Genomic DNA, 25,281 nt, shown 5'->3' on the forward strand with positions numbered 1-25,281 from the left:
CACAGGAAAAGCCGTTAATTCATCCGATTTTACAGAAGATACAGAACCTGTTACATCACTCTTGCGCTGAGATCCATAACCCACAACAACGATTTCTTCTAGTGCTTCGGAATCTTCTTCCATAGATATGTTTAATGTAGTCTGGCCAGATATGGTAATATCTTTTGTAGTAAGTCCTATATAGGAAAATTGTAATACATCTCCGGATTTTACATTTATGCTATATTTCCCGTCAAAATCGGTTACGGCTCCCGTAGAAGATCCAATAACAAGGACACTCACACCAGGAATAGGTGTATTTGTTTCTATTGATGTTACTGTACCAGTCAACTCATAACTTTCTTGCGCATATGAGCTAAAATGATAGAATAACGATAGTAATAAAGCTATAGTTATTTTGTGATTCATGTGTAATTGTTTCAATGATTAGTTTTATTTCAGATATAAGTCTATCTGCTTTTTTAAGCTGTTTGGACTTGTGTGTTACTTAACTAAACATTAACAAAGGCAAAATTTGAACCATATCATGATTCGTTATATTTGCGGCTGCATGTTTACTTAGGTAATTGTGTGCTATTATTCTTGTTAATTGACTTCTCCCTCTAACTTGAAGTGATTACAGAATAATTTAAGAGGATAGGTTGTCGCCTGTCCTTTTTTCATTTAATATTAGAATTTACATAGGCTAGGTTTTTAATTAGTATTACAATAATTATATAAATCGTTGAAATGAATTTTTAAACTTTTAATTGCTTGGTCAGGATCATTATCTTTTATTGCATTTACAATATCTTGATGTTCTTGAATTAGAGAAGAGAAGTTAGTCTCATCACAAATCTTATTTGTAACGAAATTTGTTATTATTTCAGGGGTAATAACTAACATTAAAGAGTTGATGACACTATTACAACTTGCTTCTGCTACTTTTAGATGAAATAGTAAATCTTCATCCACGGCGTTTTCTCCATTTATTGATTTTTTTATGTAGGCCTCGTGTGCTTGTTCTATTTGATAGAGTTGTTTATCCGTTCTTCTTATAGCAGCGAGCTTTACTGCTTTTGTTTCTAATATTAGCCTTGTTTCTACTAACGACTTGAAATCTGGTATTTGTAAATGTAAAATATTAGCCATCATAGAATTTAATGCGCCCACTCCAATTTTAGAGACGAAAGTTCCGCTTTTAGGATACCTTTTAACTAAGCCATAAAATTCTAATTTTTGAATTGCCAGTCGTAATTGACTTCTACTAGCTCCAAATTTTTCGGATAGTGTTCTTTCTGATGGTAATTTATCTCCAGGTTCTAATTGTCGGTTAATAATTAGATCTCGTATCTTGGATATCACCTTTTCTACTTCATCTTTTGGTGATAATGGGTCGGTTTCTAAGTTAATTCTCATAATTTTAAATTGGTCAACCAAATTGGTTAACCAAATATAAGAGAATTATTTTAACCTACGTATTTTTAATGTTAAAAAATGATAGAAATATTAAAAAATCACTCCATTTTATTAGATATTATCATTATTGAGCACAGAATCATAATAGTGTAATATGATAAGAATGGATGTAAAAAAAGGGCTAAACACAATGTGTTCAGCCCTTTTGTAGGAATATTATTAAAAAACTATAGAGAACTACCCTTCATTATCACTTTCATTTTCTTTTTCTTCCTCTTCTTTCTTTTTCTTTTTCTCCTCAGCTTTTTTTCGTTTTTCTTCTTCTTTCTTTCTTTTCTTTTCTTCTTTTAAACGCTTTTTCTCTTCCTTCTTTCTGCGTTTTTCTTCTTCTTTCTTAACTTTTTCTTGTTCTTTCTGAAGTTTTTCATAAGCAGCGTCTATATCTTCTTCTTCCTCTACCTCTTTGTCCTTCTTCTTTTCTTCTTCTTTTGGTTTTTCAGGTTCGAGATCTTTCTCCATCTCTTCTAGTTTTTTGAGCTCATCATCAATTTGTTTTAACTCATCATCTACACCCTCGTCTTGTTCCATTTTATCTAGCTCGGCATCTATATCCTCAATCATTTTTTGCTTTTCTTTTTCAGCTTTGATTTTGGCTTTTTCTGCTTTTTTAGCTTCTTTTGCTTCACGTTTCAATCTTCTACGTTCTTCTTTCTGGAACTTTTTATCATCTTTCTTATCTTGCTTTTCTTTTTCTATTCGTTCACGTTCTAAACGTTGTTCTGTTCTTCTTTCGTCTAGATCTTGCTCCATAGCATTTCTATGGCTCCCATCTTCGAATTCATTAATAAATGGAGTTTTCTCTAATTTTAAACTATCATTTTCTATTTCTTCAAACTCTTGATCAATATTTAAACTATCACTTTCTTTTTTGTTTAATTCTTCTTCATCTTCTTTTCCTTTTATACCACTCTCGAAACCTGGTTTTTCTATGATCTCATCTTTATTATGCCAATCAAATCGATAGGAGGCCCCTACACTTACTCTAAAAATGGAAGGGGTGTCTTTAAAATTTGTTGCAATATTTGCATCAATTTGTAGGTCATTATTAAATAGATAAGCTCCACCAAGTCTGATTATATTATCACTATAAAAATCACTTTTCTGTCCCTGATATTCTCCAAAGACGGCCCATTTATCATTTAGAGTGTGAGTACTTGTTATAATCCAACCATATGCAGGATTATCTGTAGTTATTTTATCTACTATAAGATTTGTAACTAACACCCAACTCCCAGCATTACTAGTCCACCAGTTATTCTGTGTCATTACAACAATTTTTGGGCTAATTGTTTGGTCATTAGTAAATGTGAAAGGGTTATCGGTATTCACATAGTTCATACCTACATATGCAGATACAGCAGGAATAAGGTTTTTCCATTTGAATCTATAGCGTTCTTTCCAACTTTTTAATTCATCATAGTTTATAGAATCATTTTCTTTTGGTTTTTTATATGGATCATATATAAGGTATTTAACTCCGATGGTATTATATTCAAAATCTGTTCTTCTTATTTTTTCTTCATTTGCTCCAACCGTTTGTCTAATACCCTCACTTCTGAAACTACCATTTATATTAATTTCAAGTTGTTCTATCAGTAATCCATATCTAATAGCATAATCAAAATTAAAAGTATTTGTTTTGGTATTAAATAGTTTATGTTTTTCCTTTCCAATACCAAATCCACCTTCTAGCTGTAATACATTGTTACCAACTGAGAAAGCTCCCTGAGAGGTTCCGGGTCTATTCGTGTTAATTTTCTCAGTGTATTGTGCAGATGCAGTGAAGCCTAGTAGGAATAGGCTAACTAACAGCAGCATAAATTTAGGGCTCATATTCAATAGATTTGGTTCAAATATAGCAGATTTTATCATTTTTTTAGGACTGACATCATGTAATTGTATAGAGAGTTCCCTATTTTTGAAAAAAAATAATATGCAATTAGCTTCTTTATCAGGGGTGTTAAAGGTAATTCTCATTCTATTATTAATATATTATGGATTAAAGATACTAACGCGTTTATTTGGTCCTCTATTGCTTAGATATGTAACAAAGAAAGCTGGAGAAAAGTTTCAACAGCAATTTCAGCAATATCAAGAACCACAATCTTCTCCTAATAATGATACTACTATCGATAAAAAGCCTAAAGAAAAATCTAGTAATAAAGATGTAGGTGAGTACATCGATTTTGAGGAAATTGATTAATTTGGCGCTTCAATCATAAATTGTTTCGCACATGATGGCTTATCTAAAAAGATTCATACCTCATTTACTTGTTATTTTAGGTTTTATAATTGCTTCTCTTGCATTTTTTAATCCTGTCCTTAGTGGAAAAATGTTGTTTCAGAATGATATTAAGCTTTATGAGGGCATGGCAAAACAACAAAAGGATCATCGTAAAAATACAGGTGAAGAAACTTTTTGGAATAATTCTGCATATGGTGGTATGCCTACTTATCAGCTTGGAGCTAGATTTCCTCATGATTATATGGATAAGTTAGATCGATTGATTCGATTTTTACCAAGGCCAGCAGATTATCTTTTTCTATATCTTACTAGTTTTTATATTTTATTATTAGTGATGCGAATTCCTTGGAAAATGGCAATTCTTGGAGCATTGGCATTTGGTTTTTCTGCATATCTTATAATTATAATAGGCGTCGGACATAATTCTAAAGCACACGCAATTGCTTATTTTCCGTTAGTAATTGCAGGGATTCTGTTAGTTTTTCAAAAGCGCTATGTCTGGGGATTTATGCTTACAGCATTAGCTATGGGATTAGAAATTCAAGCGAATCATTACCAAATGACCTATTACCTAGGGTTATTAGTATTTATAATTGGAGTTACATATTTCATTGATGCTTTTAAAAGAAAAGAAATACCACATTTTCTTAAATCATCGGTTATATTGATTGTAGCTGCTATTTTGGGTCTAGCAACGAATGCAACAACCTTGTTATCAACTTCAGAATATGCGGCAACTAGTATTCGTGGTAAAAACTTATTGGCAGATGCTACTACAACTGATTCAGAAAAGAATGGATTAGATTATGAATACATTACTGAGTATAGTTATGGTAAATTAGAGTCTTTAAACCTTTTTGTCCCTAAATTAATGGGATTAGGACGGGCTTCTGATTTGGGAAAAGATTCTGCTTTTTATCAAAAATTGATTGAGTTAGGTCAACCACCAGAACAAGCGGATTATTATGCTAATGTTACTGGATTATATTGGGGAGCTCAGCCTTTTGTAGAAGCACCTCCATATCTTGGGATAACGGTAGTGTTTCTAGCATTATTAGGGCTGTTATTAGTAAAAGGTAGACTAAGATGGTGGTTACTAGGTGGAATCATTCTATCTCTAGTATTAAGTTGGGGTAAAAACTTAGATTTCTTAACTCGATTCTTTGTAGATTATGTCCCATTATATAATAAGTTTAGGGCGGTATCCAGTATTCAAGTGATCCTAGAGTTAGTTGTGCCAATTGCAGCTGTATTTGGTTTGTATCAATTGTTCAATGAGAAAAAATCTTTCCAAGAAAGACAAAAGAAATTCTTAATATCCTTAGGTGTTTTTGGTGGGTTATGTTTAATTTTCTGGTTGTTTGGAGGAAGTCTATTTAGTTTTAAATCTCCTGGAGATGTACAATTAGCAATAGAACAACCTGCTATTTTTGATGCTATCAAAGAAGATCGTATTACTATTATGAAAAGTGATAGTTTACGTTCATTAATTTTTATTTTGTTAATCGGTGGTTTGTTGTGGTTTACCTTAAAAAAGAAACTTTCTGAAAACTTAATGCTCGTAGGAGTTGGTATCCTTATTCTTGTAGATTTAGTTAGTGTAGATCGTCGTAGTGTGGATAGTGAATCTTTTATTTCTAAACGAACTTATAAATCATATTTTCAACCAACAGCTGTAGATCAGGAAATTTTAAAAGATAAGTCTTATTATAGGGTGTTGGATCAAGCGAGAGGTTTTAATAACTCCCATACCAATTATTTCTTTAATACAGTAAACGGATACTCCGCGGTCCGGCCAAGAAAAATGGAAGATGTCTATTTTGGTCATATTGCAAAAGGAAATTTACAAGTTATTAATATGCTTAATATAAAGTATGTTATTCAACAAAATGAAGAAAGAAGACTAGATGTCCAGGAAAACCCTTCAGTAAATGGCCCTGCTTGGTTTATAAATGATTTAAAATTTGTTGATGGATATAAATCAGAATTTGAAGCTTTAAATACTATAAATACTAAGAACACAGCTGTTATTAGAAATGATTTTAAAGAAGAGTTAAAGAATTATAAACCGTCAAGAGATAGTATTTCTACGATTTCTATATCCAAAACAGAACCTGATCATTTGGCGTATAATTCATATACAGAGAAACCCGGATTTCTTGTTTTTTCGGAAACATATTATAAAGATGGATGGAAGGCTTATATAGATGGAAACCTTGAAAATATCTATCCAGTTAATTATATGTTACGAGGTTTAAAAGTTCCTGCAGGGAAGCATACAATAGAATTTAAATTTGAACCTCAAGTTGTAAAAACGGGAAGTACTATTACTTTGGCAAGTTCTATTATCTTTGGGTTACTATTTTTGGGAGCACTTTTTTTCGAATATAAAAAACGAAAAGGAATGGTTTTAGAAGAGAACGCATAAAATATTTTGAAAGTATTACTGATAACATATTATTGGCCTCCTGCGGGAGGTCCTGGAGTACAACGTTGGCTTAAATTTGTTAAATATTTTAGTGAATTCGGAATCGAACCTATAGTTTATATTCCTAAAAATCCAACATACCCTTTAACAGATGAATCTTTGTTCAAAGATATTCCGAAAGGAGTACGGATTATAGAGCATCCAATTTTTGAACCTTATCGTTTTGCAGAAGTTTTTTCTAAAAATGAATCCAAAACTATTAGCAAAGGGATTATAGCAAAAGATAACAAGCAATCCTTAATTCAGAAACTGTTACTTTATATAAGAGGAAACTTTTTTATACCAGATGCTCGTAAATTTTGGGTAGGACCTTCTGTTAAGTTTCTTTCAAAATATATTGAAGATAATAATATTAATACTATTATAACTACGGGTCCTCCACATAGTGTTCATTTAATAGGTAAGGAGCTTAAAGATAAACTAGATCTTAGTTGGATTGCTGATTTTAGAGATCCATGGACAACCATTGGATATCATAATAAATTAAAATTAACGAAACGATCTATAGATAAACACAAGGCTTTAGAAAAACACGTATTAAACACGGTAGATCATATAACAGTTACAAGTTATACAACAAAAGAAGAATTTACAGAGATTACTAATAAACCTATCTCTGTAATTACGAATGGATATGATACAGAAAAGGTTTCGGATATACAATTGGATACTAAGTTTACGGTTTCTCATATAGGTTCTTTATTGTCGGGAAGGAACCCAGAAAAACTATGGAAAGTACTATATGACCTAACTGAAGAAAACACGGATTTTGCAAAAGATTTTAGATTGCGACTTGTGGGAGCTGTAAGTGAAGATGTGTTATCATCTATCAAGGAGGCAGGTTTGTCTATTTTTTTGGAAAATAAAGGGTATGTATCACATAAAGAAGCAATAGAGATTCAGCGTAGTTCTCAGGTTTTATTGTTAGTGGAAATTAATAGCGAAGAAACTAAATGTATTATACCTGGAAAATTATTTGAATATATGATTTCTGGAAGACCTATTCTTGCAGTAGGGCCTAAAGGTGCAGATATCTCCAAATTGATAAAAGAAACAAATTCTGGTCATTTTTTTGAATTTCAGGAGTATAGTGAAATGAAAAAAGTAATACTTGAGTGTTTCAGAAAATTTCAAGAAGGAAATTTAATAACAGAGACGAAAGGTATTGAAAAGTATAGTAGGAGAGCGCTTACCAAAGAAATGTCTTCGTTACTTAAGAGATTCAATAAATAAAATCATACTTTAATATCGTGGGAATAGTAGTAAATCAATCTATAAAAAATGTTATCATTACCTGTTTAGGGTTTGGGATTGGTGCTATTAACACTCTTTTTTTATTTACAAAATTTATTGACGAAGAGTATTATGGACTCGTTTCTTACTTGTTTTCAGTATCTAATTTAATTTGGCCTTTGATGGCATTTGGGGCGCATAATACTATTGTTAAGTTTTATTCTTCTTATTCTGATAAAAAAGAGCGGAATAGGTTTATGACCATAATGCTGATCTCACCACTGTTTATTGCCATAATTATTGGGGCTATAGGTTCTGTTTCGTACAAGTATATTCAAGATTTTTTTAGTGACAATAATTCAATAGTACAGCCTTATATCTGGACTATTTATGTAATAACGATTGCCTTGTCTTATTTTGAAATATTTTTTGCTTGGGCAAAAGTAAAACTGAAAAGTGTTTTTGGTAATATTTTGAAAGAGCTATTTGTACGGGTTTGTATCATGATACTTCTAATTCTGGTATATTTTGAGATAATAACGGTGGTACAGTTTATATATGCAATTGTCATTGTTTACATTGCTAGATTATGTGTTATGGTGGTATATGTGTATGGGTTGCAAGATTTTAAATTTAGTTTTTCTTTACCTAAAAACTATTCTTCTGTTTTTAAGTATTCTTTATTGATTTTATTGGCTGGATCGGTTGCAACATTCTTAATTGATTTAGATAAAACAATGATAGAACGTTATCTTCTTATAGAGTATGTCGCTAAATACGGTATTTGCGCATATATTGCTAGTGTCATTATAATCCCTTCTCGTGCAATGCATCAAATTACGTATCCGTTGACGGCTAAGTTAATTAATGAGAAAAAAATTAAAGAACTTAAGGTATTGTATGAAAAAAGTTCATTGAACCTTTTTGCTATTAGTGGATTATTATTCGTATTGATACTATGTAACGTAAATCAGTTGTTTGAGTTAATTCCGCAAGAGTATGAATTGTTTATATGGGTGGTTGTATTAATAGGGAGTGCTAAATTATTTGATAATTTGTTGGGAAATAATAACTCTATATTATTTAATTCAGATTATTATCGATTGATTTTATACATTGGAATTGGAATGGCTATTTTGGCGTTTATTCTTAATTGGATTTGTATTCCAATATTTGGTGTAGAAGGAGCTGCAATAGCAACTTTTGCTGCAGTTTTTTGTTATAATTTGGCAAAAGTATTGATTGTTCAAATCAAGTTTAAAATGCATCCGTTTTCTAAGAAAACATTTTTAATTCTAATGCTTATTATAATATTTGTATTTGGGTTTTATTTTTGGGATTTTGGATTTTATCCGATAGTAAACATTGCTTTGAAAAGTATTATTATAGGGATTGCTTATATTGCTTTATTATATTTTCTTAAAATATCAGATGATATTAATACTATAATAAAGAAAATCCCCCGAGGTGCCTAAGCATACTACTCTGGGGGATTTTCCAACTAACCAACCAAAAAAATAAATTCTTTATAATTTTTTAACTTCTACTTCTAGCAGTACGAGATCTTGAATTATTTGATCTTGCTTTTCTGTTAGAAGTATTACTTCTTTGTTTTTGTGTTTTAGCTCTAGAACTATTAGTTCCTTTACTAGTATATCGACTGTTATTAGAACGTTTTGTTACATTTCCTGAACGATTATTTCTATTACTTTTAGTCGTTGTTCTTACTTTATTGTTACTTCTAGTAGATCTATTAGCAACTGTATTTCTAGTCCTCTGTGATCTTGGAGTCGATTTAACTCTATTCTGATCGGCTCTTCGAACTTGATTTCTTGTTTCTGCATTCCTTGTAGAGCGACTAGTAACTGCGTTTCTAGTTCTTTGCGTATTCTTTACTTTATTTCTGTTCTGAACACTTCTGTTAGTAGATCTTGCTCTATCTCTAGACTGTACACTTCTGCTTCTAGAAGTATTATTATTTACTCCTGTTCTATTTCTATTTACAGAAGTAGATCTACTTCGATTTACAGTTCTATAATTACGATCATTTCTCTTATACATAGCCGTTCTTCTATCTCGAGATCTGTAATCAATACTTCTTGCTCTGCTAACTCTATTACCTCTATTATAACTAGCTACTCTTTGATTTGGTCTATAATAGTTACGACTTCTATATGGTTTTGCGTAATACCCGTTGTAATAGTTTGTTCTAAAAACGTTAAATGAACATCTATATGGATTATAAAATCTTCTGTAAGGTCTGTTAAACACGATACATCTGCTTACAACTGGTACGGTAAAGAATGCGTGAAAAGGTCTGTATGTATAGTGTCTGTTAAAACTATTGATATATCCAGTACAGTTTATAAAATTACCGTAGCTATTATAGTTTACATATAAATCACCAACTCTAGATACTCTCCCAAAGCGATTGTAGTTAATGTATATATCACCTGCTTGACTAATTCTACCATAATAATCATAGAAGATAGGTACATTTTCTACCTGAACTACAGCTCCATAATCATCATACTGTACGTAAGCATCGTAATCATAACCAGAATTGAAACTGATATTTACTCCAGGACGATTAACATTAACGCTTACACCATTTCTCTGTCCGTTTACATAAAAATCAAACTGCCCATCTGCGTACACAGAAAATTCAACTCCGCTTTCACTAAAAATGAATGATTTTCCGTAATTATAATATCTAGAAACAGTTTCTGTATTTGTGTCAAAAGCATTAGCAGTAAAAGATGCTAATAGTAAGCCTGTAAATAGTAAAACAATATTTTTCATAATCTGTGATTTTAAAAGAAGTGTAAAAATTAGTTTTTATCACTCGTTTATATAGTATCAAGCAGCGTGCCAAAAACACAGATTATTGTATAGAGTATTAGTGAATGAAATGATTTTTATTTATAAAAACCTGTTTATTAGTGCTTTATGTTTATTTTTTTTGATTTAAGTAAAATGGTGTTATTCTGGAAATAAATTTTTATCAATATTGGGAATAACATTTAATGCATTTTTATAATATAATTTTTTCAAGACTTCATCGCTTAAATCTAACCCATACATTTTCCAGAAGGCATGATATCGTTTATAATATGGAAAATATTCATCATTGGATTCAAGAACTCTAAAATAAGTATAGTATTCTTCAGGATTCCAGGAATCTTTACCGAACATTATTCTATCTTGATATTTAGTCAAAAAAACTTTAGCATTTCGTGGTTGTCTTCCAAGTTCGGCAATCACCGCTCCGATTTCAGAATACATATTTGGTATTTCGTCCATTAACTTGGCAAGTTTCGCTAAATCATTCCCATACCACCCTAAATGTGCATTAATAAATTTAGTGTTTGTATGTTTTCTAAATATGCTATGTTGTTCCTTTATAATTGTTTCCCACGAGCCAGTCACATTAGCATCTCTTTTTCTTCTTGAGCGTAGTTTTAATTCTAACCATCTTTCATTTTGATTATCGTGTGCATCCCAAAATGATTTCGGATCTGCAGCGTGGATTAATACAGGAATACCTAATTCACCACATTTTTCCCATACAGGTCCGATGCGAGGATCATTTATTTTAATTCTATTGCCTTTACTATCTTTATTATCCATTCCTTGGCTTTTATATATTTTTAAACCATTGGCACCCATAGCTACATCTTTTTCTAATTGAGCGACGGTGTTTTCCGTCCAATTTGGATCATCAATACCTTGTAAGTTAATATTGGTAAACACTATAAAGCGTGAGGGAGTATTGGTTTTTACATTTTCTAATGCTCCTTTTAGATGCTCATCAGATCCTCTTCCTCGGCCAGATAAATTAACCATTACCGCCATGTTTAATTTATCCATTTCAGTTACTAACTCCTTTAGATCTTGAGTAGGCATTCTAAACTGATGGTTGTGTACATCGATAAAAGGAAATTTTGCTTTTTTTATGATATTTTCTGGAACCACAAGGGTAGAAGGGGGATCATAATCTTCAAATTGCATTTTTTGTGCAACCAACATGTGAATACTTAAAATTGAAATTACGAAGAATGAGATTTTGTAGAATTTCATAAAAAATTATATTGCTATTTTACTATATAAATATAAAATATTCACCTTGTCTAGAAGAAACCTTAACATTTTTAGTTAAAAGAGAAAGCCTGCTATCAAAACGATAACAGGCTTTCTAACAACTAACCAACTAACTAAATTATATTAATCATCATCATGATTATTATATTTCTTTTTTCTTTTTCTATTCTTGTAATTATCATCATCATTATGATTTTTCCAATCTTTATGATTTGATTTTCTATTAAAGTTATAATGAGAATCGTGAGTGATACTACATCCATCTACACCACAGAAACCGCATCCTGTATGATGAATATTTCCTTCTATATGTTTTATTCTTCCTCTTTTTCCATAATATATGTGTAGTCCACCAATCTTAGCTAATTTTCCTCTTCTGTTATATTTAATTAAAACGGAACCAATTCTTTTAACTTGATCAAATCTATTATATCCTATGGTGGTAATACCAACACGTCTTAATCTTCCATAGTAATCATATCTTACAGTAAAACGATTATTCGATCTGTAACCTCTAGTACGTCCAGGAGTATTATAATTTCTAGTATTCCAATCCCGATTATTATAGTTTCTTCTTCTAGGAGTTTTAAAATCAATTTCTCCATTAGGATATACAAAGAATCTTATACCACCTTCGACAAATACAATAGGTTGTGTATCACGATAGCGTTTTGTAACCCTATCAACTTGATCCGACAGTTCTTGATTGGTCGCTTGTGCAGTTGTTCCAATTAGTAACATTGCTGCAATAAAAAGTATCATTTTTTTCATAACTAAAATGTTTTGGGTTTTTACCTACTCATTAGCTTTTCGGTTTCCGCTATTTGATTAGTAAATAACCAAATGGCGTGCCAAAATTTTTTGTGTTATGATGAAATGTTTGTTAAAAGAGGTGTAGTTAGTTGTTTTTCAAGTGTTTGATTATCTCTTCTGGATCAGCTCTTTCTTTGTAATCTTCTTTAATAAAATCATATGTAATAGTTCCGTCTTGATCAATTACATAAGTTGCAGCAATAGGTAATTGATGATCTTCGTTACCGTTACTTTTAATTAAATCTATTCCAAACCCTTTATAAACTTCTATTAAATCTTTTGGTAGCGTGAATACTAAATTAAATTCATTTGCAATTTTATTATCAATATCAGAGAGAACTTCAAAACTCAGATTATTTTTCTCAGATGTATTAAGAGAATTATCAGGTGTTTCTGGGCTAATTGCAACCAAAGTAGCTCCCAACGCTTCGAATTGATTTTGAAACCCTTGTAAAGCTTGTAATTCTAGATTACAATAAGGACACCAACCGCCGCGATAAAAAGTAAGTACCACTTTTTTGGAAACTAATAATTCTTGTATAGATATATTTTTATCCGCAGCATTTGGTAATTGTATTTCTGGTATTTTATCACCCGTCTTTAACGATCGATTTGCTAGTTGACTGTCTCTAAGTTCAGAGATACCAGTATTCATTATTTTATGAACGGTTTCTGGATATTTATTTGCTGATTGAGCAGCTCGTGTTTTTAATTGTTCTGTAAGTGACATTCTTTAAATTTTAATTATTGGTTAGCTTAGCCGTAATGTTTCACTTTACTTTACAGAATAATTTATTACAATTATGTTAATGTTTTTAAATCTTTTCTTTTAGATATTGACCAGTATATGATTTTTTGTTTTTGCTAACTTCTTCTGGAGTTCCTTTAGCAATAATAACCCCTCCATTTATTCCTCCTTCCGGACCTAAGTCTATAACATAATCAGCACATTTTACTAAATCTAAGTTATGTTCAATAACTAAAATAGAATGTCCTTTGGCAATTAATTCATTAAACGATTTTAATAGTTTTTTAATATCGTGAAAATGTAAACCCGTCGTTGGTTCATCAAAAATAAACAATGCTTTATCTTTGGTATTTCCTTTTACCAAAAATGAAGCAAGCTTAATTCGTTGTGCTTCTCCACCGGAAAGGGTAGAGGAACTCTGACCTAATTGCACATATCCAAGACCTACATCCTGCAAAGGTTGTAGTTTTCTTATAATTTTAGCTTGATTATGTTCTGAGAAAAAATCGATAGCATTATCAATAGTCATTGTAAGGATATCGTCTATGTTTTTATCTTCAAAAGTTACTTCTAGCACATCTTTTTTAAATCGCTTTCCACCACAAGTTTCACATTCTAAATGCACATCTGCCATGAACTGCATTTCTATAGTTACTTCTCCTTCTCCTTTACAAGTTTCACAGCGTCCTCCATCTACATTAAATGAAAAGTGTTTGGATTGGTAATTACGGATTTTCGAAAGTTTTTGACTGGCAAATAGAGCTCTAATATCATCATATGCTTTAATGTAGGTAACTGGATTGGACCTAGAAGAACGACCGATAGGATTTTGATCTACAAATTCTACATGCTTTATATTACTGTAATTTCCTTTTAACTCTGTAAATTGTCCAGCTTTTTCACCATAACCGCCCAATTGTTTTAAAATAGCCGGATATACAATCTTCTTTACTAAAGTACTTTTTCCACTACCAGAAACTCCAGTGATTGCTGTGAAAATACCAAGTGGAATTTTTACATCTACATTTTTTAAATTATTTTCTCTCGCACCAATAATTTCTAAATAATATTTAGAAGTTTTTCTTTCTTTAGGCACTTCAATTTCTAGATCACCATTCAGGTATTTTGCAGTAAGAGAATCGGAGGCAAGGATTTGATCAAAAGTACCATTAGCTACTAAATTACCTCCAAAAGTACCCGCTTCCGGCCCAATATCTAGAATAACATCAGCAGCTTTCATAATATCTTCATCATGCTCAACTACAATAACTGTATTCCCCAAATCACGCAAAGACTGAAGAACTTTTATTAATTTTTCGGTGTCTTTAGGGTGCAAACCTATACTTGGTTCATCTAAAATATACATCGATCCCACCAAACTACTACCTAAAGAAGTTGCTAGATTAATTCGCTGAGATTCTCCACCAGATAAAGTATTTGATTTACGGTTTAATGTTAGGTATTGTAATCCTACATTGTCCAAAAACTCTAGTCTACTATTTATTTCTTTTAATAAACGTTTACCAATTTGTGCATCATATTCATTAAGTTCGATGGTTTTAAAGAAATCTGAGAGTTCATCTAACGGCTTTTCTACAAGGTCTGTAAGAGTAGCGTTACTAATTTTCACATAATTAGTTTCAGAACGTAATCTTTTCCCTTTACAACTAGCACATTTGGTCTTACCGCGGTATCGTGAAAGCATTACTCTGTTTTGAATTTTGTAGGCTTTTGCTTCTAATTCAATAAAAAAACTATCTATACCTTCAAAATATTTATTTCCTTTCCAAAGTAATTCTTTATGTTCAGGAGATAGTTCGAAATAGGGTTTGTGTATCGGAAAATCGAATTTGTATGCACTATTAACTAGTTGATCTTTATACCAACTCATTGTGTCACCTTTCCAAGGAAAAACAGCTCCTTCATATATACTAAGAGAAGTATTTGGTATCACAAGATCTTCATCAATACCAATTACATCACCGTATCCTTCGCATTCCGGACAGGCTCCATACGGATTATTGAAGCTAAATAAATGAACATTAGGTTCTAAAAAAGTCATCCCATCCAACTCAAATTTATTACTAAATTGTCGTGAGCTATTATCTTTTAAGGTTTCAATATAACAGGTTCCTTTTCCTTCAAAAAAAGCAGAGGCTACTGCATCTGCTAAACGATTATAAAAATCTTCTTCATCTCGTTTTATAATTCGGTCAATAACAAGATGAACTATGTCTTTTTTGGTAATATGCGCTTCTTCGATCCTACAAACAGTATCATTGATTTTTACTCGAGCATATCCTTGTTGTTGTAATACTTTAAGTTTCTCTTCTGTTGTTCTGCCGCTTTCTACGTGAATTGGTGCAAGTAATAATAACTTTTCACCTTCTTCACATTCTTTTACATATTCAATAACATCAGTTACCGTATCTTTTTTGACCTGATTACCTGAAATAGGAGAGTAGGTTTTTCCTATTCTAGCAAAAAGTAATTTTAAATAATCATATATCTCTGTAGTCGTACCTACGGTGGATCTTGGATTCGTAGAATTCACTTTTTGTTCAATGGCAATAGCAGGAGCTATCCCTTTTATATATTCTACTTTGGGTTTATTAAGTCGTCCAAGGAATTGCCTTGCGTAAGAAGAAAGACTTTCTACATACCTCCTTTGCCCCTCAGCATATAATGTGTCAAATGCTAGACTAGATTTACCTGACCCAGATAACCCAGTGATTACCACTAATTTATTTCTTGGGATTGCTGCATCTAAATTTTTGAGATTATGCAGTTTGGCTCCTTTAATTAATATATTGTGTTTTGGATCTAGGGTAGTAATGTCTTGAATCATAGCAATTATGCGGTGTGAGGACAAATATAATAATTACTAAACAAGTATTCTAAGGTATTGATATTGAAAGTTAAGTTAAAAAAATTAACACAAAATAGTTTGATTTTCAAGGATTGTTACTATATTAGCCCCAGTAATTGAACCAAAATCTAAAAAAGAATAGCCTATAGTATACCATTACTTTAAAGTTTAACATAGCCCGAGCCCCAAGCTTGTTGGTACTAAAATAAAGTGATAGGTATGAAAGATTACAAGATATCAGATGCTGTTCTGGTTAATAATTACATCAAAGGTGACGAATGTGCATTATCTACGTTAATAGAACGTCACAAGCAACGTATTTACAGTTTTATTTATTCTAAAGTTTTTGATAGAGATGTCGCTGAAGATATTTTTCAGGATACTTTTATTAAAGTGATTCGTACACTAAAACTTGGAAAATATAACGAAGAAGGAAAATTTTTACCTTGGGTGATGCGTATTGCACATAATTTAGTGATTGATCATTTTAGAAAAGGTAACCGTATGCCTAAATTCGAAGATAATGGAGAATTTAGTATATTCTCTATTATTAGTGATGGAGATCTAAATGCGGAAAAAAGAATAATCAAAGATCAAGTAGAAGAAGACTTGCGTAATTTGATACAGGAATTACCTGAAGACCAAAAGGAAGTTTTGGTTATGAGAATGTATAGAGATATGAGCTTTAAAGAAATCTCTGATAAAACAGGTGTAAGTATCAATACTGCGTTAGGAAGAATGAGATACGCTTTAATAAACCTTAGAAAGGTTATTGAGAAAAACAACATTGTTTTAACGAATTAACATTTCTTTATGCAATAAAGTATATTTGTCATCGTTATTTATAAAAAATAACCCTTACTTTAAGATAAGTTAATATGGCAAAATTTTACTTTAAGTCTTCTCGAAAAGAGGAGCAACAACAATTAGTACCAAAGAAAATTACAGTAGATTTTCTTTTGAATTACTCAAAGGCTTTAAGTGTTATAGATTACAATAAAATGAAGTTTGAAGCGCTTCTAAATTAAAACTAAACTTTGTAAAAGACCTGCTATGATAATAGCGGGTCTTTTATTTTTTTAGATATTCATTAATTACTGTTTTTCTTCCTATAGTTTTGGTTATTATATCTTTATCCAGATCCCAACCTCTAGCAGGAGAGTATTCTCGTCCATACCAAATAATTTGTAGATGAAGATCGTTCCATAATTCTTTTGGAAATAGACGTTTTGCATCTTTTTCTGTTTGGGTAACGTTTTTACCATTACTAAACCCCCAACGATACATCAAGCGATGAATATGTGTATCTACCGGAAATGCAGGTATTCCAAATGCCTGAGACATTACTACACCAGCAGTTTTATGCCCTACAGCTGGTAATTCCTCTAAATCTTCAAAACTCTGAGGTACTTCTCCGTTATGTTTATCTATTAATATTTGAGACAATCCATGAATCCCTTTAGATTTCATTGGACTTAATCCTACGGGTTTTATAATTTCTCTTATTTCTTCTACAGTTAGTTTAACCATCCTATATGGATTATCTGCTTTTTCAAATAGGAGAGGAGTTATTTTATTTACTCTAACATCTGTGCTTTGAGCACTCATAAGAACAGCTATAAGCAATGTGTATGGGTCTTTATGATCCAATGGTATTGGTATTCTAGGGTATAGTTCTTTAAGCTTTTTGATAGTAAAATCTACTTTCTCTTGCTTGGTCATATGTGTGATATTATTTTATGCTAAAATATAAATATTTGAGTGTTTCTATGAGTATAATTAAAGCTTAAAATTTTAATAAAAACAAGCACAAATTCTTTTATTTGTTTTATTTTTATCGAAAATGTTTAAACAAAACTAATTTTATATTTTTAAATTAACTAAAGAAGAATGACATCATTAAAAGCAGGAGATCAAGCTCCTAATTTCTCAGCATTAGATCAAGATGGAAACACTATCAGTTTAAATGATTATAAAGGAAAAAAATTAGTTGTTTTTTTCTACCCAAAAGCTAGCACACCAGGATGTACTGCAGAAGCTTGTAACCTAAAGGATAATTATCAAACTTTTCAATCTCAGGGATACGAAATTCTTGGAGTAAGCGCTGATAGCGCAAAGCGCCAACAAAATTTTAAGAATAAATATGAATTGCCTTATCCATTGCTAGCGGATGAAGACAAGAAGGTGATAGAAGCTTTTAATGTTTGGGGACCTAAAAAGTTTATGGGTAAAGAATATGATGGAATTCATAGGACTACTTTTGTAATAGACGAAAATTCGGTTCTTACTGAAGTTATTACTAAAGTAAAAACCAAAGATCACGCTGCTCAAATACTGTAATCTAGTATCTTATATAGAATATTGAAAGCATATGTATTATAAAATACATATGTTTTTTTCTTTTTAAATACCCAAAGCTTAGTTTAATTTTCTTAAAAAAAAGAGGTTAGAATGAGCAAAAATAAAATTGATTAAGGAAAAATGGTGTTTGAGATCTATAACAAATACTAATTGATTCACTACGAATTCTATTTCATTTCTTGCAGTTAGCTTTGTCGAATTATTTTTGCTGTGTTTAGTTTTTTAAATATAGTAAAATGGTTTTTGTGCATTGTCCCTATACATTTGTGTTCGTTCAGTACTAAAAATTTAAAAAACTCCCTTAATCTAATTATTACTTAATCCTTTAAAAAAATCAGGTGAAAAGAAAATTATTATTACTCGCTATGGCTTTTTACTGTATGTCATATAATCTCTTAGGGCAAACAAATGGCTCTATAGAAAAATCAACAGTATTATTTACCCAGGAATCAGTTGCAACTCCGTTTAATTATGATAAATATAAAGCCGATGGTATTTTTTGGGGTTTTATGCCCAATGCTAATATTGAATCTGAGGCGGCTATTAATCAATGGGTCACAAAAGTAGAGAATCATACGTCTGATGGTAGCTATTATTTTGGTCGAGGAGAGTTCGATTGGGGATGGAAGTGGATGATCGATTTTATGGATGATCCAGGATCATACTGGGCAAAGAATCTCGACGGTGAAGATATTCATTGGGGAAATGCTGCTGATAATGGTGGTACATATAATGGTCAGGTTCATAGCTGGATGAGTCATCAAGGCCCTGATTTCTTAGAGTGGTTGAAGTATCAGGTGGATCGAATGACCCTAGCACCTGTAACACATATGATGTTTGATTCACAAACATCTGCAACTCGGACTTTGCATTGGCTTGGAGGAGATTTCTCTGTTCATTCTATGAATGGCTTTAGAGAGTATATGAGAGGTAAGTATACAGCTTTAGAGCTAACGAATTTAGGAATTAGCAATATTAATAATTTCAATTATCGTCAATTTCTATTAAATAGTGGAATGACGCTACAAACCTATAGAAACCGCGCAAATAGTATTAATGGAAATATACCACTTTATAAGGATTTTGTTTACTTTCAGCGTCAATCGCTTAATGAAATGATGGAAAAGTTATTCGAATATGTTGATACTATTAGACCAGGAATTGAAATTGGAGCCACAACAAATGTAGTGGAACCTAGAGGATACATTTATTCTGATAGATTAACTTATCTCGCTGGTGAGTATGGTCATCCAAGCGATGCAGCTACAAGTCCATCTGTTGAGCCATTATTACATTATAAAGCTGCTGAGGCTCTTGATAAAACTTTAATTTATTTTCCATATCCTGATGCATTTAAAGCATTATATGATAGAAGTTCTCCTAGACAGGCTCGTGCTTGGATAGCTCAAGCATATGCCACAGGTTCTATTTTTACAATTCCTGGAAAAGTATGGATAGGTGGAAGCAATACATGGGATACGGGATGGGAGAATTTTGCTGATATTTATGAATTCATTCATGACCATAATGAATTGTTTGATGATTATGAAGCAGTTTCGAATGTAGCACTTGCTTATTCCGTATATGCTTCATTATTGGAAGGCGGAATGGCAGGTAGCTTGAAAGCTCGTCAAACTTTAGAATATTTAGTGGAGAGGAATATTTCGTTTGATCTAAAAATATTTGGTGATCCCGATCAACCTGTTGCTCCTACTGTTTCAGAATTGGGGGAATATGATGTGGTTGTTCACGATAGTGATGTTCAATACTTAACTACTGGACAGAATCAGATACTCAATCAAAGTTCTTCTAATGTAATCAGTATGGATAATGCTGGTGATATAAATGGTAATCTTTCATGGAAAATCAATGTTTTACGTAATGGTGAGTGGGTAAATTTTCTTATTTCCGCATTACCGCGAATGTCTTCTGAAGATCCATCAGCACCATATGTAATTCACCTAATCAATAGAAAATACAATGCTGCAGAAGATACAGCTCAAGCACATGAAAATATTTCAGTAAAAATTCCAGCAGCTGTTTTTCCTAATGCTATTACGGGAGCTACTGTTCATACGCCTGGTAAAACTTCAGTTGATTTATCTTTTGAAACCGATAATACAGGTGCTATAACATTAGATATTGGAACTTTTGATTCTTGTTGGGGTATTATTGAGCTTAATTATGAGAATTTTTTATCTGCGGATGATATAGTTTTCAATTCTGATACAGTTTCGTTGTACCCTAATCCAGCAAATAGATATGTGGATATTGCTAATGCGAGTACTCTAGGAGTATCATCTTTTAAAATTTATAATGTTCAAGGTGAGCAAATTATGAATAGTGTATTTCAATCTGATCAAATAGATATATCGGCTTTAGCTAGTGGTTTTTATTTGGTCGAAATTAATAATGATTCAGGTGATAGTGTAGTTAAAAAATTGATTAAAAATTAATTGTTTTTAAATAAAAACTAAAAATTTAATTAATAAGATATTGTAATATAGTATCTTATATAAAATATTGAAAGCATATGTGTTTTATTAATGCATATGCTTTTTTATTTTTAAATACCTAAAGTTGGTAAATGTTTTACTTTGTGATAAGTTAAAGCCGCAGCGATACAGTTTTTAAGTTCTTTTTTTGGTATAATCGATGTTATAGGGAAAATTATTGCTCGGTTTCCTTCAAATTGAAATGTATCCTTATATAGAACTCTAAACGTTGTTATTAATTTGCTAGTACATTGAAAATACATGGCATATTGATCCGGTTTACTCTTTTTCCAATCAATTCTTATAGTACTACCTTTTGTAACCAAAAAACTAGGTTCTCCCCACTTTAGAGTTTCTTCTATGCTCTTTATTTCTTCTATCCCTTCAGCCGTTTCAATAATTAAATTACGAAGTTCTATTATTTTTTTCTGAATTGTGTCGGGATAGGCACTATAGATCGATTTGACTTTTGGGTTTGTTGTTATAAGAGTTTGTTGCATTGATTTATAAGAGGTAACTTTATGAATAACAATATACTTAATTAAAATAAAAGCAATAATTGTTTAGGTATGGATTTAAACAATTATTGCTTTTATACATCTATTAGTACCATTATCTCTTAATAGCCTATGGTAAAGCGCTTTTTTGGAAAGGATGGTTTTTCAACCTCGTTTAGTATTCCAACTGCAAAATCTTCCATAGAGATGGTACTTTCTCCTTTTTCGTTAGATAGTAAATAATCTTCACCAATTCTGAATTGATTGGTTCTTTCTCCTTCGAAAATATAAGCTGAAGGCGATACATTTGTCCAAGTTAATTCTGACTCATTCAGGAAAACATTTTCTAATGCCTTTTTGTGAGAAATGGCAATAGCCTTATAGTCTTCTGGAAAATCTGGAGTATCAACTAAATCCATGTCTTTATTAACCTTTAAGCTTCCAGCACCGCCAACAGCTATTAATCTGGTATTAGCTTTTTTTGCGGCTTCTATTAATGATTTGGAAGCATCAATAATTAGATCTGTGTTTTCATGTGGTGGTGCATAAGCACTTATTACTACATCACTTCCTTTTAATAATTCTACTAATGCTTCTGTTTTAAAAATGTCTGCTTGTTGAATGTGCACGTTATTTAACCCAAAAAAACTCTTGTCTTTAGAACTAATAAGTTGTAATTCATGATTTCTTGATGCCGCTTCTTTAACGATTCTTTGTCCGATGTTCCCACCAGCCCCGATAATTGTTACTTTCATAATTTTGTTGTTCTTATTACTTGTTTATAAATTTTTTTATTTTTTCTGCTACTTCGGTATAATATTCGTCTAGTAAAAAATGACCTCCGTTAAAATAGTATGATTGAATATTCTTTAGATCCTTACTGTAAGCTTCTCCACCAGATTTGCTGAAAAACTTATCATTTTCACCCCATACGATTAGTGTTCTAGGTTGATGTGTTTTAAAATAGTTTTGCCATTCTTGGTATTTAGAGAAGTTGGCTCCGTAGTTAAAGAACATAACAGTTTGTATCTCTTTTGCTCCTTTACGATTTAAGAAAGCATTGTCCATTAAATAATAGGAGGGGTCAACGTTTGAGGGATTTGATGCACCAGTAAGATGTTGCTCTTTAAGTCCTTCAATTGACATTAGATAATCTTTAAAATTGTTTAAACCATCTAAATCATTTGCTTGTTGGAATGTTCCAATCTTCATCGCCCATTCTCCTAAACCTTCCATGTAGGCATTGGCATTTTGAATGATTAATCCTTTAATTAATTCTGTTCTTTTGGTAGCAATTCTAAACCCGATAGGTCCACCATAATCTTGCATTAATAGATAAAATGAATTTAACCGAATAACGTCTATGAATTGTTCTATCACATTAGTTACGTTATCAAATGTATAGTTAAAATCACTTGGGCTAGGAGCTGCACTTAATCCAAAACCAGGATAATCAGGTGCGATGACATGATATTCATCAGATAATACTTTGATAATGTCTTTGAACATGTATGATGATGAAGGGAAACCATGTAGAAGTAAAATAGTTTCTTTGTTTTCGATACCTGCTTCTCTATAAAAAATGGAAATTCCATTTATGTCAATTATCTTGTTTTTCTCAATCATTGTTATTTTCCTTTATAATTTTTAATTGTAATAAAATTTATGACAGTTTAACCTAAAAAAAATCAAAACTGATTTTTGAAATCTTCTAGCGTCTGTTTTTGTAGTTCTTTACTAATGGCATTATCAATTGTATTCATCACAGAAGCTAATTTTTCATTTATTTGTTTACCTACTTTGCAATTAGGATTTGGCGTATTTTTTAGTAATGATAAAACAGTATCAGATCCTTTTATAAGATTAAATATATCAGACAAAAGAATTTTATTAGATGTTTTTAGCAATCGAACACCTCCATTTTTACCTTCTTTACTTTCAATATAACCACCTTCTTTTAGTGTAGCAATTTCTTTTCTAACTAATACTGGATTCATATTAAGACTACTGGCAATTAAAGTAGATGACAACCAGTCGTTATCATACATACTTAATAATGTCATTATGTGTAGCGCTATAGAAAATCTTGTTTTAACCAATTCTGTACTGTAATTTATTTTATTACAGTACAAATGTAATTATTATAATTACAGTATCAAATATTTTGGTTGTTTTATTTTAATTTGTGGAATTGAATGCAGTCTTATTGTTTATTACAATATTATAGAGAAACTATTAGATTGATGAAATAGACCTTAAGATGGGATGCAATGCAGCGTTATGTTTTTTATGCATTTAATATCTAAGTGTATAGGAAATTGATTCAGACCATGTTTTGAAAATCTTCATCTTTACACTGTAGATTGGTAATTAAGTATACATATTGGATAATATTATCCAATATGTATACTTAATTATTAGTGTATAAAATCTAAAATAACTGTTTATTGTATTTTTTCTGCTTCTTTATAACCGAAGAAATTATTTTCCTTAATCATTTCTGGAATAAGATCAGGTAATTGCTCTTCCCATCCGGTTCCGCCTTCCTGAATTTTCTGAAGAACTTCTCGAGAAAATATATCCATTATAGTAGGATCATAATCTACAATGTCTTGCAGCTTTCCATTATATTTAAAGAATTTATATAATTCTTTCATTCTTGGATGTACCTTAAGGTTTTCACTAGTAGTTAGTTTACCAGTTTTATGATTCTTTAGAGGATATAAGTATACTTTAAGGTCTTTAAAGAAAAGTTTACCAAATGCTTCTAGAATACCACCACTTAGATGTCTATAGTATTTTTCATCAAAAATATCAATTAGATTATTTACACCCATTGATAGTGCCATACGTTCTTTGGTATAGTTAGAGAAATACTCTACAACTTTATAATACTCCTGAAAGTTAGAAATCATCACGGTTTGCCCTAAAGAACACAATAGTCTGGCTCTAGACATAAAATCTACTTCATCGATTTCTCCTTCTGCTCTTAGGTTAGATAAAGTGATTTCAAAAATTTCTATCGTTTTATCTTTATTAACCTTATTCTCATTTAGGAACATATTAAGTGACTTCTTGTAAATATCCATATTTACTTTAGTCACTGGTCTAAAACTACCTCTAAGTGCAAGAATATTCTTTTTGTACAAGACAGCAGCAGGTAAAACATTATTACCATCAGGACCGAACATTACTGCTTCTGTCATTCCATTCTTAACCAATTGTAAACTCATCAATCGATTATCAACCTTTTTAAATCTAGGACCCGAAAAGTTAATAGTATCTATTTCAATTTGATCTTTATCTAAATGGTCATATAAATAACGAAGCAATTTTTTAGGATTATCATATTTATAATAAGCACCATAAATAAGATTAACTCCTAACACTCCCAGTGTCATTTGTTGCAATTTCGCATCATTTTCGTGAAAACGAATGTGCAATATAATTTCGTTGTAATCTTCGTCTGGTTTCGTTTGGTATCGAATACCAACCCAGCCGTGGCCTTTATATTTCTTAGCAAAATCAATTGTAGCTACTGTATTTGCGTAGCTAAAAAATAATTTATTTGGATGTTTTTCTCGTTTAATTCGCTCTTCTATAAGACGGACCTCATGTTTCAGCATCTTTTTTAATCGAGCCTCGGTAACATAACGTTTATCATCTTCTATTCCGTAAATAGCATCACTAAAATCTTTATCATAAGCACTCATGGCTTTTGCAATAGTACCTGAAGCGCCTCCAGCTCTAAAAAAATTACGGGCTGTTTCTTGGCCGGCACCTATTTCTGCAAAGGTACCATAGATATTGGCATTTAGATTGATTCGTAAGGCTTTACTCTTAAGTGAAGGGACGGACTCGAATTCTTTGTCTCCCATGATAGTAATAGGCATAGCGAAAAGGGCTTTTTTTGTTTATGTAAAGTTACTAATAGATTAAGTATTATTAAAAAAAACTGAACGCAATTTTTTGC

The 25,281-nt window shown here is 31.4% G+C and carries 22 protein-coding genes; 8 read left to right on the top strand and 14 right to left on the bottom strand.

All coding sequences use genetic code 11. From position 1 onward, the window contains the following. The 3 genes from BMY33_RS23035 to BMY33_RS23045 form a co-directional block, all read right to left on the bottom strand. A partial coding sequence (locus BMY33_RS23035; RefSeq protein WP_170837164.1) for a carboxypeptidase-like regulatory domain-containing protein occupies window positions 1-408 on the bottom strand: 408 nt, incomplete at its 3' end. A gap of 285 nt (window positions 409-693) precedes the next feature. Then, window positions 694-1,398 (bottom strand): FadR/GntR family transcriptional regulator, encoded by a 705-nt coding sequence (locus BMY33_RS23040; protein ID WP_091412916.1) that lies wholly within the window; start codon window positions 1,396-1,398, stop codon window positions 694-696. Window positions 1,399-1,635: 237 nt separating this feature from the next. Next, a complete protein-coding gene (locus tag BMY33_RS23045; protein ID WP_170837165.1) occupies window positions 1,636-3,291 on the bottom strand; it encodes a transporter in 1,656 nt (551 codons plus the stop codon). A 100-nt stretch (window positions 3,292-3,391) separates the two neighbouring features. Here BMY33_RS23045 and BMY33_RS23050 point away from each other — a divergent pair, with 100 nt between their 5' ends. Genes BMY33_RS23050 through BMY33_RS23065 form a run of 4 tightly spaced genes read left to right on the top strand, consistent with a single transcriptional unit; the run spans window position 3,392 to window position 8,899 of the window. Further along, window positions 3,392-3,661, top strand: coding sequence for a DUF4834 family protein (locus BMY33_RS23050; protein ID WP_091412921.1), 270 nt, complete (start codon window positions 3,392-3,394; stop codon window positions 3,659-3,661). Window positions 3,662-3,692: 31 nt separating this feature from the next. Beyond that, window positions 3,693-6,131: a YfhO family protein gene (locus tag BMY33_RS23055; RefSeq protein WP_091412923.1), complete on the top strand. Its 2,439-nt coding sequence runs from the start codon at window positions 3,693-3,695 to the stop codon at window positions 6,129-6,131. A gap of 3 nt (window positions 6,132-6,134) precedes the next feature. Next, window positions 6,135-7,424, top strand: coding sequence for a glycosyltransferase family 4 protein (locus BMY33_RS23060; protein WP_091412925.1), 1,290 nt, complete (start codon window positions 6,135-6,137; stop codon window positions 7,422-7,424). 17 nt (window positions 7,425-7,441) lie between these two features. After that, on the top strand, window positions 7,442-8,899 hold the full coding sequence (locus tag BMY33_RS23065) for a lipopolysaccharide biosynthesis protein (RefSeq protein WP_091412927.1): 1,458 nt from the start codon (window positions 7,442-7,444) through the stop codon (window positions 8,897-8,899). A 61-nt stretch (window positions 8,900-8,960) separates the two neighbouring features. Here the strand turns inward: BMY33_RS23065 and BMY33_RS23070 are convergent, their stop codons facing one another. The 5 genes from BMY33_RS23070 to uvrA form a co-directional block, all read right to left on the bottom strand. Continuing rightward, window positions 8,961-10,226, bottom strand: coding sequence for a splicing factor U2AF large subunit (locus BMY33_RS23070; RefSeq protein WP_091412929.1), 1,266 nt, complete (start codon window positions 10,224-10,226; stop codon window positions 8,961-8,963). Window positions 10,227-10,406: 180 nt separating this feature from the next. Further along, window positions 10,407-11,504, bottom strand: coding sequence for an amidohydrolase family protein (locus tag BMY33_RS23075; RefSeq protein WP_091412931.1), 1,098 nt, complete (start codon window positions 11,502-11,504; stop codon window positions 10,407-10,409). Between the two features lie 144 nt (window positions 11,505-11,648). Beyond that, window positions 11,649-12,296, bottom strand: coding sequence for a hypothetical protein (locus tag BMY33_RS23080; protein ID WP_091412933.1), 648 nt, complete (start codon window positions 12,294-12,296; stop codon window positions 11,649-11,651). A 127-nt stretch (window positions 12,297-12,423) separates the two neighbouring features. Then, entirely contained in the window at window positions 12,424-13,068 is a 645-nt protein-coding gene (locus BMY33_RS23085; RefSeq protein ID WP_091412935.1) for a peroxiredoxin-like family protein, read from the bottom strand. Window positions 13,069-13,153: 85 nt separating this feature from the next. After that, window positions 13,154-15,934: an excinuclease ABC subunit UvrA gene (gene uvrA, locus BMY33_RS23090; protein WP_091412937.1), complete on the bottom strand. Its 2,781-nt coding sequence runs from the start codon at window positions 15,932-15,934 to the stop codon at window positions 13,154-13,156. A gap of 240 nt (window positions 15,935-16,174) precedes the next feature. Between uvrA and BMY33_RS23095 the strand changes: the two genes are divergently transcribed. Both BMY33_RS23095 and BMY33_RS23665 read left to right on the top strand, forming a co-directional pair. Further along, on the top strand, window positions 16,175-16,759 hold the full coding sequence (locus BMY33_RS23095; protein WP_091412939.1) for an RNA polymerase sigma factor: 585 nt from the start codon (window positions 16,175-16,177) through the stop codon (window positions 16,757-16,759). 74 nt (window positions 16,760-16,833) lie between these two features. Further along, window positions 16,834-16,983, top strand: a complete 150-nt coding sequence (locus tag BMY33_RS23665) for a hypothetical protein (protein ID WP_170837166.1) — start codon at window positions 16,834-16,836, stop codon at window positions 16,981-16,983. A 43-nt stretch (window positions 16,984-17,026) separates the two neighbouring features. Here the strand turns inward: BMY33_RS23665 and BMY33_RS23100 are convergent, their stop codons facing one another. Then, window positions 17,027-17,677 carry an endonuclease III domain-containing protein gene (locus tag BMY33_RS23100; protein WP_091412941.1) on the bottom strand — a complete coding sequence of 217 codons (651 nt, stop codon included), beginning with the start codon at window positions 17,675-17,677 and terminating at the stop codon, window positions 17,027-17,029. 168 nt (window positions 17,678-17,845) lie between these two features. Between BMY33_RS23100 and bcp the strand changes: the two genes are divergently transcribed. Next, window positions 17,846-18,295, top strand: coding sequence for a thioredoxin-dependent thiol peroxidase (gene bcp, locus BMY33_RS23105; protein ID WP_091412942.1), 450 nt, complete (start codon window positions 17,846-17,848; stop codon window positions 18,293-18,295). 359 nt (window positions 18,296-18,654) lie between these two features. Further along, complete coding sequence (locus BMY33_RS23110; RefSeq protein WP_139195727.1) at window positions 18,655-20,772, top strand: T9SS type A sorting domain-containing protein; 2,118 nt, start codon at window positions 18,655-18,657, stop codon at window positions 20,770-20,772. Between the two features lie 110 nt (window positions 20,773-20,882). Here BMY33_RS23110 and BMY33_RS23115 read toward each other — a convergent pair whose 3' ends face one another. The 5 genes from BMY33_RS23115 to BMY33_RS23135 all read right to left on the bottom strand — a co-directional run bounded on the left by BMY33_RS23115 (window position 20,883) and on the right by BMY33_RS23135 (window position 25,201). Next, a complete protein-coding gene (locus BMY33_RS23115) occupies window positions 20,883-21,311 on the bottom strand; it encodes a DUF1801 domain-containing protein (protein ID WP_091412946.1) in 429 nt (142 codons plus the stop codon). 119 nt (window positions 21,312-21,430) lie between these two features. Next, window positions 21,431-22,063 (bottom strand): NAD(P)-dependent oxidoreductase, encoded by a 633-nt coding sequence (locus BMY33_RS23120; protein ID WP_091412948.1) that lies wholly within the window; start codon window positions 22,061-22,063, stop codon window positions 21,431-21,433. Between the two features lie 16 nt (window positions 22,064-22,079). Further along, window positions 22,080-22,934, bottom strand: coding sequence for an alpha/beta fold hydrolase (locus tag BMY33_RS23125; RefSeq protein WP_091412950.1), 855 nt, complete (start codon window positions 22,932-22,934; stop codon window positions 22,080-22,082). Window positions 22,935-22,996: 62 nt separating this feature from the next. Next, window positions 22,997-23,440, bottom strand: a complete 444-nt coding sequence (locus tag BMY33_RS23130; RefSeq protein ID WP_342028446.1) for an Rrf2 family transcriptional regulator — start codon at window positions 23,438-23,440, stop codon at window positions 22,997-22,999. A 312-nt stretch (window positions 23,441-23,752) separates the two neighbouring features. Continuing rightward, window positions 23,753-25,201, bottom strand: coding sequence for a TonB-dependent receptor (locus BMY33_RS23135; protein ID WP_091412952.1), 1,449 nt, complete (start codon window positions 25,199-25,201; stop codon window positions 23,753-23,755). Window positions 25,202-25,281: the final 80 nt, after the last annotated feature.

It is taken from the genome of Aquimarina amphilecti (assembly GCF_900109375.1).
Classification (GTDB): Bacteria; Bacteroidota; Bacteroidia; order Flavobacteriales; family Flavobacteriaceae; genus Aquimarina; species Aquimarina amphilecti.